This is a genomic window from Parahaliea mediterranea, from assembly GCF_003402235.1.
In the GTDB taxonomy this organism is placed as follows: domain Bacteria; phylum Pseudomonadota; class Gammaproteobacteria; order Pseudomonadales; family Halieaceae; genus Parahaliea; species Parahaliea mediterranea.
In genome coordinates this window covers 200,102-214,877 of sequence record NZ_QEWO01000006.1, presented here as the reverse complement: position 1 = coordinate 214,877, position 14,776 = coordinate 200,102, and the positions used below count along the sequence as shown (strand labels likewise).

The window sequence follows — 14,776 nt, the reverse complement described above, 5'->3', positions numbered from 1 at the left end:
TTAAGTGAGCCTATGACCGAGCGCGACGCCTACCCGGCGGTGTCGACGGCCTGGTACACCGTTGCCGTATTGTTTCTTGCCTACACCTTTTCCGCCATTGACCGGCAGATACTGACCCTGCTGGTGGGCCCGGTGCGGGCCGACCTCGGCCTGACAGATTTTGAAGTGAGCCTGCTGCAGGGCTTTGCCTTTTCCCTGCTGTTTGTGGTGGTGGGCATTCCCCTGGCGCGGGTGGCGGACCGGCGCAGCCGCCGCGGCATCATCGCCATCGGCATTACCTTCTGGTGCGTGATGACGGCCATGTGCGGCATGGCTAAAACCTTCGGCCAGCTGTTTGTGGCGCGCATGGGGGTAGGGGTGGGCGAGGCGGCCCTGAGCCCCGCCGCCGCCTCGCTGATTTCCGACAGCTTCAAGCCCGAACGGCGCGCCATGGCCTTCAGCGTGTATCACCTGGGTTACCCGGTAGGAGGCGGCCTGGCGCTGATTATCGGCGGCCTGGTGCTGGAACTGCTGGCCGGGGTGGACGAGCTGCAGCTGGGCTGGCTGGGCACCTTCCGGACCTGGCAGCTGGCCTTCATCATTGTTGGCCTGCCGGGGCTGCTGATCGCCGGGCTCATGTTCACCTTCCGCGAACCCAGGCGACAGGAGCGCCTGTACGAGAGCGAGGGCGAGCGCATTCCCCTGTCGGTGCTCACCGGCTACATGCGCGCGCGTTGGCAGGCCTACAGCGCCCACCTGATTGCGGTGTCCTTCCTGGGCATGCTCGCCATAGGCACCGCCATCTGGTACCCCACCTTCCTCATGCGCACCTACGGCATGACCGCCAGTGATGCCGGCTACTCCTATGGCCTGGTGATGGGGCTGTGCGGCGCCGCCGGTATTCTCAGCGGCGGCTGGTTGAGCGGCTACCTGATGCGCCGGGGCTATGCCGATGCCAACATGCGGGTGATGCTGATTGCCGCGGTGTGCAAAACCGTGCCGCTGGTAATTGGCCCGCTGATGCCCAACGCCCAGCTGGCCCTGCTGTGCATGGCCTTTGCCACCTACCTCGGCCAGGTGTCGGTGGGGGTGACCACCGCCGCGCTGATGGAAATCACCCCCAATGAAATGCGCGCCCAGATGCTGGCCATCATGCTGTTTCTGGTGAACATTCTGGGCATTGGCTTTGGCGCCAGCCTGATTGCCGCCCTCACCGATTTTGTGTTTATGGACGACGCGGCCCTGCGCTATTCCATCGCCCTGGCCTCCGCCGTTATCGCACCCACCATTGTCGTTATTCTCTGGCTCGGCCTGCCGCACTATCGCCGCTGCGCCGAACAGGTTCATGCCATGCAAGGGGCATCTCACTCGCACACCACCCCCGCCGGGGATTCAGGAGTCGACTATGCACAAACCACATAATACCGCCCGTTCCCTGTTGCCGCTGGCGCTGGGCGCGGCCCTGCTGCCGGGCTATGCGGTGCCCACTCTGGCCCAGCAGGCCGTGCTGGAAGAGGTGATCGTCACCGCCCAGCGGCGGGAGGAAAACCTGCAGGAAACCCCCATCTCGGTGACCGCCCTGAACACCGATACCCTGAACGAACTGCGCGCGCGGGATATTGAAGGGGTGTCCGACTATACCCCGGGCCTGCTGGTGACCCCCACCGTGGGGGGCTCGGTGAATGCCTCCATCGCCATTCGTGGGGCGGTGAACAGCACCAACAACCTGAGCCGCGACAACGCCGTGGGCATGTACCTTGACGGTGTGCCCATCGCCAAAACCTCCGGCGCGATTTTCGACGCCGTGGACCTGGAGCGCATCGAAGTGCTGCGCGGCCCCCAGGGCACCCTGTACGGCAAAAACACCATCGGCGGCGCCATCAACCTGGTGACTCGCAAACCCACCGGTGAACTGGACGGCTACCTGGAAGTGGGCGCCGGCAACGAGAACCTGCTGGAAGCGCGCGGGGCACTGGATATGCCCGCCGTTGGCGAAGTGGGCCGTGGCCTTGGCGAATTCAGCGCGCGGGTGTCCGGCTTCTACCGGGAGCGGGACGGCTTTTACAAGAACACCGACAGCTCGGGCGATGACTTCGACAACCGCGACCAGTGGGGCGGACGCATCGACCTGCGCCTGCAGACCAGCGACAACCTGCTGATTGAATACGGCTACGATACCTTCGACGCCGACCAGCGCCCGCCCATGCTGGCCCTGACTAACTCCGATGCCTTTGCCTTTGTGATTCCGCCCCTCTACCCGCTGGTGGATGCCGCCACCAGCGCAGATCGCCCGGACGAAATCGCCAACGACAGCGCCCTTACCAGCGAAGTGCAGATCGACGGCTACGCCCTGACCGTCACCTACGATCTGCCCGATACGGCCCTGGGCGACCTTACCCTCAAGTCCATTACCGGCTATCGCGACCTGTACACCCTCAGCCTGTCGGACTTCGACGGCACCAACCAGGACATGTTCCGCTTTCGCATCGAAAACGACTTTGAGCAGTTCACCCAGGAATTCCAGCTGCTGGGCAGCACCGACCAGCTGGAATACGTGCTGGGCCTGTTCTACTACGAAGACGAATGGGCCACCGACAACCCGCGCTGGATTTTCCAGTTTGGCGGCAACAGCTTCGACATCAGCGAGCGCGGCGCCAAGGATGATTCCGTGGCGGCCTTCGGCCAGTTGACCTGGACGCCGAATGCCTTCGAGCAGCGCCTGGACCTGACCTTCGGTGCGCGCTGGACCAAAGAGACCAAGGACGTGCATTCCGTGTGGGTGGACCGCAGCGTCTATGACGTCAACCCGGCGGACCCCAACGCCGGCGCCTACGTACGCGATGCCCAGGGCAATCCGGTATTCTCGCCGACCGGTGAGCTGATGCCGCTGAAGGTGGACGATAGCTGGAGCGAAGTGACGCCGATGGCGGTGGCCGCCTGGCGCTTCAGCGAGGACGTGAACGGCTACGCCAAAATCTCCACCGGCTTCAAGAGCGGCGGCTTCAACGGGGTGGCGGCCACCAACTTCGCCTTCGAAACCCCCTTCGACCCGGAGACCATGACCACCTACGAGCTGGGTCTGAAGAGCCGCCTGTTCGAGCAGCGGGTGCAATTGAATGTGTCGGCCTTCTACAACGACTATTCCGACTTCCAGGCCGGGCGCCTGGGCGAGGATGCCATCAGCATTGTGGTGGTCAACGCAGGTGACGCCACCATGCAGGGCGTGGAAGTGGAGTTTCTGGCCCGCCCCACCCAGCACCTGGATCTGGTGTTGAACTACGCCTTCCTGGACACCGACTACGATAACTTCATTGGCGATGACGGCTCGGATGTCTCCGACGATCGCTACTTCTCCTATTCGCCGCGCAACACCGTGTTCGCCTCGGCCAAGTACACCTTCGACCCCTTCTCCTTCGGCGAGCTGTCGGCGCGGGTGGATTACGCCTGGAAGGACGACTTCTATGTCGGCATCGTGGATGACCCGACCACCAACGTCGACGCCTACGGCCTGCTGAGCGCGCGCATCCAGCTGGACCAGATTCCCGTGGGCGATGGCCAGCTGCGGGTGGCGGCCTGGGGTAACAACCTGACCGACGAGGAATACTGGAACACCGCCATCAATCTGTCGGTGTTCACGGTGAACCAGTGGGCGGACCCGCGCAGCTACGGTATTGAATTGAACTATGATTTTTAAGTGCGCGATTTTTAAGTGCGCGCTTTGTAAGCCCGTGACGTTTACGCTCGCGACTTTTAGGCCTTTGCCCGGCGGGGGGCGGCGCGTATGCTGAGCCTGCCGTCGTCGGGTGGAAGGCTTATGGGGCGCTGGGAAGGCATTGAGGAATACATTTGCGTGGTGGAGGCGGGCAGCTTTACCGCCGCCGCCGACCGGCTCGGGGTGTCCAAGTCCTATGTCAGCAAGCAGGTCAGCCAGCTGGAAGACCGGCTGCGGGTGCGCCTGCTGCAGCGCACCACCCGCCGCCTGACCCTCACCGAAATCGGCGAAGTGTTCTACGGCCACTGCCGCGCCATGGCCGAGCAGTTCGACCAGGCCGAATCCACCCTGTCGGATTTGCAGGCGGCCCCCCGGGGCACCCTCAAGCTGGCCATCAACAGCCGTTACGGCGTGCACTACATGGCCAGCGTAGTGGCGGCGTTTTCGCGGCAGCACCCGGGGCTGTCGGTGGAGGTGCACTCCAGTTTCAAGGACGTGGATCTGCTGGAAGAGGGCTTTGACCTCACTGTGCGCTACGGCAAGCTGGAGGACTCCAGCCTGATTGCCCGCAAGCTCGGCTCCTATTCCCTGTGCCTGTGCGCCGCGCCGGATTACTGGGCCGACCACGGCAAGCCGACCTGCCGGGATGACCTGAAACAGCACAACTGCCTGACCACCTCGGACCGCTTCTGGCTGTTCAACACCCCGGACGGGCGCGACACGGTCAAGGTGAAGGTGGGCGGCAACTGGCTGAGCGAAGACGGCGCCACCCTGCTGGCGGCGGCGCGAGCCGGCATCGGCATTGCCCAGCTACCGGACTTCTACGTGCAGGAGGCGGTGGACAAGGGCGAGCTGATGAAGCTGGAGCACCAGGACTGGAGCCACTATGAGCGGGAGACCTGGGCGGTTTATCCCCACACCCGTCACCTGTCGGCGAAGGTGCGCTACTTCATCGAGTTTTTGACCCAGTACATCAACCAGAACTTTATGCCCCAGGCCGGCAAGTTCATGGAGCGGCCGCGCCAGGCGCGGCGGCGGTGACGGCAGCTCAGCCTTCCAGCCGCTGCAGCATCTCGATGGAATAGCCGTCCAGGTCGCGGATAAACGCGGCTATCACCGGCCAGCCCTCCAGCGGCGTTGGCGCCATGTCCGACTGGGCGCCGGCGGCCAGCGCCGCGTCGTACACCGCCTGCACATCGTCACAGTACAGATACAGCTTCCACAGGGCGTTGCCGTGGTCGATGGGGCCGGGCACGTCCTCGCGCTGGGCCAGCTGGATGCGGCCGTCGGAATCCGCCGCCCCGAGGATGGCCTCCTCGGCGCCGGGGATGGAAATACGCTGTAAATCCAGTAGTCCGAGCACGTCGCGATAAAAGGCGACGGAGCGCTCGAGGTCGGTAACGGTGATGCAGTACTGTCCCAGGGTGTTGGCCATGCAGTTTACTCCGGCAGGGTAGGGTTGCGGCGCGCGAGGATACTCTCGGTGCGCTTTTTGATTTTAGCGTCCTGGCCGGAACTTGGCGGCAGAATCCAGAACTGGCCGGCGCGAATGCCCGCCAGGCAGGTATTGGCCACCTCTTCCGGCTCGGTGAGCTGGGGGTTCTCGATGCCCGAGGCCTTCAGCAGGTCGCGCATGCTGACATAGGCCGGCGGGTCCTCGTCGTCACGCAGGTGGGCCGGACGGTTGCGCATGGAATTGAGAATGTTGGTGTTCACCACGTGGGGGCCGGGGAACAGCACATGGGCCTGCAGGGCCGCCGCCTCCATCAGGAACTGGTAGTGCAGCACCTCGGTGATGCTGGTGACTGCCGCCTTGCTGGCGGCATAGATGGGCGTGGTGGGCAGGGAGGTCAGGCCGCCGTTGCCGGAAGAGGTGTTCACCACGTGGCCGGCCTCGCCGTGGGCCAGCATGTCCGGCACAAAGGCCCGTATGCCGTTGGCAATGCCCATCACGTTCACATCGAAGCCCCACTGCCAGTCGTTGGGGGTGAGGGTCCACAGCCGGCGCTGGGCCTCCTTGATGCCGACACCGGCGTTGTTACACAGCACATGCACCGGGCCGAAGGTGTTTTTTACGGCAAGGGCCAGTGCTGCCATCGCCTCTGGGTCGGTGACATCCGCCTGCAGGCCGGTCACGTTCAGACCCGCCTCGCGCAGGCCGGCGGCGGATGCCTGCAAGGTGTCCTGCTCCACATCGGCCATCACCACCTGCATGCCCTGTTCACCAAAGCGCTGGCACAGGCTGTAGCCCACCCCCGAGGCGCCGCCGGTAACGACGGCGGTCTTGCCGCGAAAATCATCCATTGGCGGCCATGCCCTGTGTGCGGGTGGCCAGTTCCAGGGCTGGCACGTTGGTGTCGTCAAAGCGCTGGTGAATGAAGTTCACCAGGTTGTCGCCGGGGATCTCGGTGAGGATCTGGCCACTGGTGCGGGTGGCGCCGGTGGCCAGCTGCATGCGAATCACCTGCTCCACCGGCACATCCACCAGCGGGTCGAAGGGGCTGTCGCGCAGGATCACCTGGGGGTTGTTCACCGTGTGCACGCTGTCGTAGTTGCGCTCCCAGTTGAGGCGGGTGAGGAACACCGGGCCGTCGAAGCCGGGCTCGCCGTCGATGCGCGGCAGGGCCTTGTGGCAGAAGAAGTACTCGGTAAAGGGTTCCGGCGTGGCCTCGGCGGCGCCGACCTCGCCGGCCATTTCCAGAAAGGTAATGCCGTGGCGGGCAATGCGGGTGCGGATGGCGTTGCCGTCGCGCTCCATGTCCGCCACCTCGGCAATCTTCTTCGGCTCGCCAAAGCGTTCGCGGCCGCTGATCACCACAAACTCGCCGTGCATCGGCATGGCCAGCACGTAGTGGCCCTCGGTGTCGCCGTAGCGGCATTTCACGCCCACCGTGGCGGCGCCGATCTCCACTGTTTCGGTGTCGCTGACATGCATGGCGACGTTGGCGTGCTGGACGAAGATGTGCGGTTCGTCACTTGGCACCAGGGGGGCGGGCAACAGGGCGGCGTGGATGGCCGGGTCGGTGGCGTAGACGCAGCGCAGGGAGGTAACAGTGCAGTTCAGGCCGGGGCGGGCCTCGGCGGTGCGGGCGGGGTCGCGAACGTAGCGCAGTGTGGCCATGGTCTTATCCTCGTTATTGCGGGTGCGTGTGTTGCGGTTCGGTTTCGGGGTAAAACTGCGAGAAATAGCGCCGGAAGCGCATGATCGGGCCGTCGCCGTCGCACAGCAGCGGCTCGCTCAGGTGAAACTTGTGCTGCCAGATGGGGATGTCGCCCTCCAGGCCGCGCTGGCCGTTGGTGTTGGCGATGCTCTCGCGCAGGGCGCGGTATTCGAAGGAATCCTCCGGATAGCGCTGGTGGGTGTAGGCAAAGCGCACCTCCACCCGGTCGGCACTCACTGGCGTTACCAGCACCTGCAGCAGGTAGTCCACCAGGCCCTTGAAGCGGGTCCACTTCTGGCCGGCGCCGTTCTGCACCACTTCGATGGCGGCGTCGATCTCGATTTCCTGCCCCTCGGGGTTGATCACCTTGCGCCGGCCACTCACCTGGCTGCGGCGGATATGGCCGTCGTAGGTGGTTTCTCCCTCGGGCACCGCTTCCATGCTGTGCACATACTTGAAGTGGGCCACGTCCACGCCGTTTTCGGCAATTTCCTGGGGGTGGGAGTCGAAGGTCCAGAAGTAGCGATCCTGCTCCACCCAGTCCGGGTCCTTCAGTTCCGCCAGCTCGATCACTTCGTAGTGGGGGGCCAGGTTGTGCGGGTGATACCAGGCCCAGATCACTTCGTTGGCCTCCACTACCGGGTAGCTGCGCAGGCAGGGTTTGTCCTGTGCCTTCGGCGGGATGGCCTTGGCGTAGGGGATGTCCTTCACCATGCCGGCGCGGTCGTAGCGCCAGTGGTGGAAGGGGCAGCGGAGGGTTTCACCCACCACCTCGCCACCGTGGCCCAGGTGGGCGCCGAGGTGGGGGCAGGCCGGGTCCACCAGGCCGATGGCGCCGCTCTCGGTGCGAAACAGCACCATGTCGCGGTCGAAGTAGTGGATGTTGCGCACCTCGCCCACCGCCAGTTCGTCGCTGTAGCCCACGCAGTACCAGCCGGTCGGAATGGGCATCGGGAATCGCGCGCTCATGTCAGGCGGCCCCCGCCAGGTACTCGCGGCGCTCGGGGCCGACCCGAGCGGCGATGGCGTCGAGTTTTTTACGATCCAGGTGGTAGCAGTCCACTGCGTTGCCACCGAGGATGGCCTCGATCTCGCCCTCGGGCATGCCGGTGAAGAACTCCCGCAGTTTTTCCCGGGTGTGGGGCCAGGAGCCTTCCGGGTGGGGGTAGTCGGTGCCCCACATCACATTGTTGATGCCGATATCGTGGCGCACGGAGGTTGACCCCTCGTCAAACAGGGCCGAGGCGCCCACCCAGCAGTTGCGGCGGAAGTAGTCGCTGGGCTTCAGGGTCAGGTTGCTGCGGAAGTCCCCCAGCTTGCCACTGGTGTGCTTGACCGAGGCGCGCACGTCCATCAGCTCCAGCAGGTGGGGAATCCAGAACTCGCTGACCTCGGTGATCACAAAGTGCAGGCGCGGGAAGCGCTCGAACACGCCGCCGAAAATCATGTGCCACAGGGGCCGGCTGGCCCACCAGGCGAATTCGGTGAGGTACACGCCCACCGCACCCGGCAGGTCGAAGTTGTAGTCTGGTGATGGCCCCGAGTGGGTGTGTACCACCATGTTGTGATCCTGGCAGAAGGCCCAGATGGGGTCGTACTTGGGGTGGTTGTAGGGGTCGTGGTCGCCCATCAGGGCCGGGATCAGAATGCCGCGCAGGCCCTGGTCGAAGGCCCACTTCACCTCCCGCAGGGCCTCCTCCACATCGTAGAGCATGAGCACAATGGCCAGGCCAATGCGGCGGTCCGGGTCCTGGCGGCAGAATTCGGCAATCCAGCGGTTGTGGGCGCGAGCCCCGGCCCACTGCAGCTGCGGGTCGATGCCCCAGGGGCGCAAACCCAGCCCGGCGCCAAAGGGCGGCGCGTTCATCTCGGTAATGCCGTCGGGGAACAGCACTTCGGCGGCCACCCCGTCGGCGTCGATCACCCGGTTGCGCACGGTGCCGTCCCAGGCCCCGGCAAGGTCGTCTTCAATGCCCTTGCGCCAGTTGTCGTTAAAGTCGGAAATGAGGAATTTTTCCTCGGCCTTGCGGGTCATTTCCCGCTGTATCGGCAGGGCCTTGTCAAAGGCCTCGTGAAAGCGGGCATCCAGGTAATCCCGGTAGCCCTCCATGGGCAGGCCGGCGTGGCCGTCGGTAGAAACAATCAAATAGCGGTCCATGACACACTCCAGTCGCAGTCAGCATGGGGGCAGACTACGCCCCCGCCCGGCGGCGGATAAACCGCTGGCGGTGGTTTGATTGTTCTTGCACGGGAAACAATGCCTCAGCCCCGGGGCGGGCGCAGCCGGCCGCGCTGGAAGCGGCCCATGCGCCACAGGGCGCGGCGCCGGGAATTGAGGTGGCGGTAGCGAAAGGCTCGCCAGCGATTGCCGCGGCCGGGCAGCAGGCTGGGGCGCCTGCCCAGCGCAGCCAGCGCCTCGCCGGCGACATCGTCAGGTTCCATCCCGAAACTGACCCGCTCCGAGCGGGTGGCGCCGGGCGACAGCACCAGCATGTCCACGCCCTGGTCCCGCAGCTCGAAGTGCAGGGACTCCCCCAGCGCCAGCTGGTAGGCCTTGCAGGCGGCGTATTCGGCCATGTAGGGCACCGGCGTATGGCCGGTAATGGAACTGACCTGTATCACCCCGCCGCGGCCGCGGTGTAACAGGGCCGGCAGCAGGTGGTGAATCAGCCGCAGCTGCAGGCGGGTATTGAAGGCGAGGGTGGCTTCCACCTCGTGCCAGGGCCGCTCGCTGAAGTGGCCGTGGTAGCTGGGGGCGCCGGCATTGTTGACCAGCAGGCCGATATCAAGGGCATCCAGCGCCGCCAGCAGGGGGCCGATGGCATCCTCGCGGGTAAGGTCCAGCGCCAGCGGGCGCGCGGTGATGCCGTGGCGCGTGGCGAGCTCCCCCGCCAGTTCCTCCAGCAGCGTCTGGCGGCGCGCCACCAGCAGCAGGTTCAAACCCCGCATCGCCAGTTGCCGGGCGAAGGCGCGGCCGATGCCGGCGGAGGCACCGGTTACCAGGGCCCAGGGGCCGTAGCGCTGGTTGAATCGGGTGGTTGCCCCTGCCGCTGTCGTTGTCCCAGCCCTCGTCCCTGCCCCTGCCCCTGCCCCTGCCCCTGCCCCTGCCCCTGCCCCTGCCCCTGCCATTACCTCTCCCGTTGACGGCAATCGTGTGCCCTCATAGTGGCACGAACCGCCCGGCCCGTTAGGCGCTGGCGATAGACAGACTGTTTCCGGGGGCGCTCACCCGCGCCGGCTGGCGCGCGAAGCGCAAGCTAGTAGGGATGGCGCTGGAAGTAATCCTTCGCCGCCGCCACCACTTTGCCGGACAGCATCAACGTCGCCACCATGGTGGGAATGGCCATCAGCCCGTAGCTGCCGGAGATCAGGTTGAACACCACATCAATGCTGACCGTGGCGCCAAAAATCACGGTGGCAACAAACACCCAGCGGTAGTGGTGCTGGATGCCGGCGCCAAACAGAAAGCCAAAGCACTTGGCGCCGTAGTACCACATGGTGAACATGGTGGTGCTGGCCAGGATCAGGGTAACGCCGAACAACAGCACCACGCCTGTGGTGCCAAAATCCGCCCGGAAGGCATTGGCGGTGAGGTTGATGCCGGACAGGCCCTGGGGGGCCTGCCAGGTGCCCGCCAGCAGGATCACCAGCGCCGTGCAGGTGCATACGATGAGGGTGTCAGCCACCGGCCCCATCATCGCCACCAGACCCTCGCGCACCGGCTCCGATGTACGGGCGGCGCCGTGGGCCATCACTTCGGTGCCTACCCCCGCCTCGTTGGAAAAAGCCCCGCGGCTGATGCCCACCAGAATCACCCCCAGCAGCCCGCCGCCCACCGCCTGGGGGTTGAAGGCGTCGCGCACGATGGAGACCAGCAGGGCAGGCACCTCGCCGGCGTGCATGGCCAGCAGGGCCAGGGTCATGGCCAGGTAGGTCACCACCATCACCGGCAGCAGGGCCACTGCCACCTTGGCCACCCGTGGCAGCCCGCCAAAAATCACAATGCCCACCAGCACCGCCATGGCGCAGCCGATGCCAAAGCCGGTGAGGGTCGGGTCGGCCTGGGGAAAGGCCTGCTCGCGGATCAGGGCGGTGAGCTGGTTGGCCTGGAAAATGGGCAGGGTGCCCACCAGCCCGGCCACCGAAAACAGAATGGCCAGGGGGTAAAAGGCCCGGGGCAGGGCTTCGCGAATAATGTACATGGGCCCGCCCTGCAGGCGGCCGAGGCTGTCTTCGCCCCGGTACATCACCCCCAGGGTGCAGGTGAAGAACTTGGTGGCCACCCCGGCCAGGGCGCTAATCCACATCCAGAACACCGCCCCCGGGCCGCCGGCCACAATGGCCAGGGCCACCCCGGAGATATTGCCAAGCCCCATGGTGCCCGACAGCGCCGCCGCCAGGGCCTGGCCGTGGCTGAGTTCGCCGGGCTCATCGGGGGTGTCGTGCTTGCCGAGCATAATGCCAATCGCGTGGCCGAAGTGCCGGTAGGGCAAAAAGTGCGAGCGCAGGGCGAAGAAAATCCCGCCGCCGAGCAGCAGCATCACCAGCGGCGTGCTCCAGACGGCATCGGCAAAACGGGCGGAAAGTTCCTGCAGTGTGTCCATGGGGCCCCGGTCGTGTCGGTCTTGAAGAAGTTGTTGTTGGTTTTGATGTTGGTTTTAGTGTGGCAGCGATTTTTATGTGTGGCCCTGGCAGATGCGGCCCTGCGCGCCTGATAGCCACCGCGCGAGGCGGCCAGCTTAACACAGGGCCGGGCGGTACTCGCCCGCGGCGCTGCTAGACTGAAGGCCATGAACCCCCGTCCCGTAGCCCTGTGGGCGGCGCTGCTGCCCTTTGCTGCCGTTCACCTTACCTACCTGCTGGCGGCCAGCCACGGCCTGGTGGACTGGTGCTTTCCCTATACCGGTGCCTGCACCTCCATCAGCGCCACCGGCCGCGAAGCGCCGGCCAGCTACCTGTTTCGCGCCACCATGCTGCCGGCGGCGCTGCTGCTGTTTGCCTACTGGTGGCTGAACAGCGTGTGGCTGGCTGCCCTGGGCAGCGCTGCCGGGCCGCGCCGCTGGATGCTGGTGCTGGCGGCCATTGCCAGCCTGGGCCTGGTGGCCTACGTCACCGTGCTGGGGGAGGCCGGCGCACAGTGGCAGCGCCAGCGGCGAATTGGCGTGGTGCTGTTTTTTACCTTTACCTACCTGGCGCAGCTGTTGCTGGTGGCCCAGCTGCGCCGCCTGCAGCCGCAGGCGCCGGCGCTGCGCCGGCTGGTGGCGGCCATGTTCGGCGTGTGTGTGCTGCTGCTGGCCCTGGGCCTGGTGACGGTGCTGTGGGATGCGCTGGACGCGGCGGGTTACGATGCGGTGGAAGACGCCTTTGAGTGGAACCTCAGCCTGTTGCTGCAAACCAATGTGCTGCTGGGCTACTGCCTGTGGCGCTGCTGCGGCTGGCGTCTGGCAGTGGTGCGGGGTGGTGGTAAGGGCTGGCGGTAAGGGCTGGTGGTAAGGGCTGGTGGTAAGGGGCTTGGCAGCGGCGGTGCCGCACACGGATAATCCGCCGGCAACCAACGTAAAGGACTGACATGGGCAGCGCACCACAACTTGATGATATCGAAGCCGCCGCGGCGCGCATCGCCGGCTACATTCACCGCACACCGGTGTACACCAGCCGCCAGCTGGATGCCCTGTGTACCGCCAGCGTGCACTTCAAATGCGAGAACCTGCAAAAGGTCGGTGCCTTCAAGGCCCGCGGCGCGTCCAACGCCGTGCTCAGCCTCAGCGACGAGGCCGCCGCCCGTGGCGTGGCCACCCACTCATCGGGCAATCACGGCGCCGCGCTGGCCATGGCGGCGGCGCGGCGCTGCATTCCCGCCCACATCGTTATGCCAGCCAATGCGCCGGCGGTAAAAAAAGCCGCGGTGGAAGGCTACGGCGCCTTCATCATCGAATGCGAACCCACCCAGGCCGCGCGGGAAGCGACCCTGGCCCAGGTGGTGGCAGAGACCGGCGCGGCCTTTGTGCACCCCTACGACGACGAGCGGGTGATTGCCGGCCAGGGCACCGTGGCGCTGGAGCTTTTGGAGCAGGTGCCGGGCCTGGACGTGGTGGTGGTACCGGTGGGGGGCGGCGGCCTGCTGGCCGGTGTTGCCACCGCCATCAAGGCCATGAAGCCCGGCGTTGAAGTGGTGGCGGCGGAACCCGTCGGCGCCGATGACGCCTTCCGCTCCTTCGGCCTTGGCGAGCGCCAGCCCCAGCCCAATCCCCAGACCATTGCCGATGGCCTGCGCACCGCCCTGGGCGAGCGCAACTTTCCCATCATCCAGCGCTGCGTAGACACCATTGTCACCGTGGAAGAGGAGAGTATCGTTAAGGCCATGCGCCTGCAGTGGACCCGTCTCAAAAGCCTGGTGGAACCCTCTGGCGCGGTGAGTTTTGCCGCCCTGCTGGAACACCCCGAACGCTTCCGCGACCGCCGCGTGGGGGTGGTCATCAGCGGTGGCAATGTCGACCTTGACCATCTTCCCTGGTGACCCTGTGAGCCAACGTCCTTCTCGCCTCTCTCATCTCTCGCATCCCGCTCGGCCCTTTCACCTCGCCCTGCCCGTCGACGACCTGGACGCCGCCGCGCACTTTTATGGCGAGGTGCTGGGCTGCCCCCGGGGGCGCGCTTCCAGTCGCTGGATCGACTGGGATTTCTGGGGCCACCAGCTGGTCACCCACCTGGTGGATGCCGACCAGCTAAGCGCCGCAGCCACCAACCCGGTGGATGGCGAAGCCGTGCCCGCGGCGCACTTCGGGGTGATTCTTGAGTGGGAGCTGCTGGAGGCGCTGGAAGCCCAACTGAAAGAGCAGGCCGTTCCCTTTGTCATCCAGCCCAGCGTGCGCTTTGCCGGGCGCCGCGGCGAGCAAAAAACCTTCTTCGTGCGCGACCCCGCCGGCAATCACCTGGAATTCAAAGCCTTTCGCAACCTGGACATGCTGTTCGCCACCGATGGCCTGGACTATCCCTGACCTGCCTGCCCCGCGCCGTGAGGGCGCGCTGCGCTGGCTGCTCCCGCTGGCGCTTGGCCTGTTGCTGGCCGGCTGCAGCAGCACCACCTTCTTCTACAATCGCCTCGATTTCCTGGTGCCCTGGTACGTGGACGACTACGTGGAGCTGGACAGCGAGCAGGATCAGGCCCTGGAGCAGCTGCTGCAGCCCTTTCTGGCCTGGCACCGCCGCGAGGAGCTGCCGCTTTACGTGGCCCTGCTCGACGAGGCCCAGGGCATGCTCGACAGCGACGGCCTCAGCCTGGCCGAACTGCGCGAGCTGACCCGGCAGATGGAGCTGGCCGGCGATCGCCTGCAGACCCGCTCCCTCGACTGGCTGCTGCCGATTGGCGAGCAGCTCAGCGACGAACAGGTGCAGGATTTTCTCGCCGAGCTGCAAGACAAGCAGCAAGAGCTGGAGGAGAAGTATCTCGAGCGCGACCTTGAGGAGTACCGCGAAGACACCTACGACCGCCTGCGCGACAACGTGGAAGATTATCTGGGCCGGCTGGATCGCGAACAGAAAGACACCCTGCAGGCGGAAATTGCCGCGCTGGAGCGCTCCGACCACCTGTGGCTGGCCGAGCGCCAGGTGTGGATAGAGCGCCTGCGGCAGCTACTTCAGCGCGCCCCCGGCTGGCAGGACGGTGTGCGCGATGCCCTGGCCACCCGTTGGCACAGCGCCAGCCCCGAATACCAGCGCATGGTCGAACACAACATCAGCGTCATCCAGCGCGCCATCGTCCAGGTAGTGAACAGCCGCAGCGAACGCCAGGACCGCCACTTGCGCAGCAAAGTGGGCGCCCTGCGGGAGGACTTTCTGGCCTTGAGCCGGGAGGGGGTGGAGGGGCCAGTGCCCGAACACCCAGGCGCCGCCCGGCAGGATACGGCGGCGCCCTGAGGCGCCA

At 65.7% G+C, this 14,776-nt stretch carries 14 protein-coding genes; 7 read left to right on the top strand and 7 right to left on the bottom strand.

What is annotated here, in order from left to right; all coding sequences use genetic code 11:
- Positions 1 to 12: 12 nt before the first annotated feature.
- From DDZ17_RS18405 to DDZ17_RS18395, 3 genes are all read left to right on the top strand, one after another.
- The gene (locus DDZ17_RS18405; protein WP_116368441.1) at positions 13 to 1,401 is read left to right on the top strand and encodes a spinster family MFS transporter; all 1,389 of its coding nucleotides are present in this window, start codon (positions 13 to 15) and stop codon (positions 1,399 to 1,401) included.
- Entirely contained in the window at positions 1,385 to 3,673 is a 2,289-nt protein-coding gene (locus DDZ17_RS18400) for a TonB-dependent receptor (RefSeq protein ID WP_170150239.1), read from the top strand. The genes DDZ17_RS18405 and DDZ17_RS18400 overlap by 17 nt, the downstream gene beginning before the upstream one ends.
- 120 nt (positions 3,674 to 3,793) lie before the next feature.
- A complete protein-coding gene (locus DDZ17_RS18395; RefSeq protein ID WP_170150238.1) occupies positions 3,794 to 4,732 on the top strand; it encodes a LysR family transcriptional regulator in 939 nt (312 codons plus the stop codon).
- Positions 4,733 to 4,739: 7 nt separating this feature from the next.
- Here DDZ17_RS18395 and DDZ17_RS18390 read toward each other — a convergent pair whose 3' ends face one another.
- The 7 genes from DDZ17_RS18390 to DDZ17_RS18360 form a co-directional block, all read right to left on the bottom strand.
- On the bottom strand, positions 4,740 to 5,126 hold the full coding sequence (locus DDZ17_RS18390) for a VOC family protein (protein WP_116368438.1): 387 nt from the start codon (positions 5,124 to 5,126) through the stop codon (positions 4,740 to 4,742).
- 5 nt (positions 5,127 to 5,131) lie between these two features.
- Positions 5,132 to 5,995 (bottom strand): SDR family NAD(P)-dependent oxidoreductase, encoded by an 864-nt coding sequence (locus tag DDZ17_RS18385; protein ID WP_116368437.1) that lies wholly within the window; start codon positions 5,993 to 5,995, stop codon positions 5,132 to 5,134.
- Positions 5,988 to 6,812 carry an acetoacetate decarboxylase family protein gene (locus DDZ17_RS18380; RefSeq protein ID WP_116368436.1) on the bottom strand — a complete coding sequence of 275 codons (825 nt, stop codon included), beginning with the start codon at positions 6,810 to 6,812 and terminating at the stop codon, positions 5,988 to 5,990. Before DDZ17_RS18380 ends, DDZ17_RS18385 begins: the two co-directional genes overlap by 8 nt.
- 13 nt (positions 6,813 to 6,825) lie before the next feature.
- Positions 6,826 to 7,821: a Rieske 2Fe-2S domain-containing protein gene (locus DDZ17_RS18375; protein ID WP_116368435.1), complete on the bottom strand. Its 996-nt coding sequence runs from the start codon at positions 7,819 to 7,821 to the stop codon at positions 6,826 to 6,828.
- Between the two features lies 1 nt (position 7,822).
- Positions 7,823 to 9,010 carry an amidohydrolase family protein gene (locus DDZ17_RS18370; RefSeq protein WP_116368434.1) on the bottom strand — a complete coding sequence of 396 codons (1,188 nt, stop codon included), beginning with the start codon at positions 9,008 to 9,010 and terminating at the stop codon, positions 7,823 to 7,825.
- Positions 9,011 to 9,114: 104 nt separating this feature from the next.
- Positions 9,115 to 9,981 (bottom strand): SDR family NAD(P)-dependent oxidoreductase, encoded by an 867-nt coding sequence (locus DDZ17_RS18365; RefSeq protein WP_116368433.1) that lies wholly within the window; start codon positions 9,979 to 9,981, stop codon positions 9,115 to 9,117.
- 128 nt (positions 9,982 to 10,109) lie between these two features.
- Entirely contained in the window at positions 10,110 to 11,456 is a 1,347-nt protein-coding gene (locus tag DDZ17_RS18360) for an alanine/glycine:cation symporter family protein (protein ID WP_116368432.1), read from the bottom strand.
- 186 nt (positions 11,457 to 11,642) lie between these two features.
- Here DDZ17_RS18360 and DDZ17_RS18355 point away from each other — a divergent pair, with 186 nt between their 5' ends.
- The 4 genes from DDZ17_RS18355 to DDZ17_RS18340 all read left to right on the top strand — a co-directional run bounded on the left by DDZ17_RS18355 (position 11,643) and on the right by DDZ17_RS18340 (position 14,769).
- Positions 11,643 to 12,332 carry a hypothetical protein gene (locus DDZ17_RS18355; protein ID WP_116368431.1) on the top strand — a complete coding sequence of 230 codons (690 nt, stop codon included), beginning with the start codon at positions 11,643 to 11,645 and terminating at the stop codon, positions 12,330 to 12,332.
- 89 nt (positions 12,333 to 12,421) lie between these two features.
- Positions 12,422 to 13,369 carry a pyridoxal-phosphate dependent enzyme gene (locus DDZ17_RS18350; protein WP_116368430.1) on the top strand — a complete coding sequence of 316 codons (948 nt, stop codon included), beginning with the start codon at positions 12,422 to 12,424 and terminating at the stop codon, positions 13,367 to 13,369.
- A 4-nt stretch (positions 13,370 to 13,373) separates the two neighbouring features.
- Complete coding sequence (locus tag DDZ17_RS18345) at positions 13,374 to 13,850, top strand: VOC family protein (RefSeq protein ID WP_241505951.1); 477 nt, start codon at positions 13,374 to 13,376, stop codon at positions 13,848 to 13,850.
- Complete coding sequence (locus tag DDZ17_RS18340; protein WP_116368428.1) at positions 13,831 to 14,769, top strand: DUF6279 family lipoprotein; 939 nt, start codon at positions 13,831 to 13,833, stop codon at positions 14,767 to 14,769. The genes DDZ17_RS18345 and DDZ17_RS18340 overlap by 20 nt, the downstream gene beginning before the upstream one ends.
- Positions 14,770 to 14,776 lie beyond the last annotated feature (7 nt).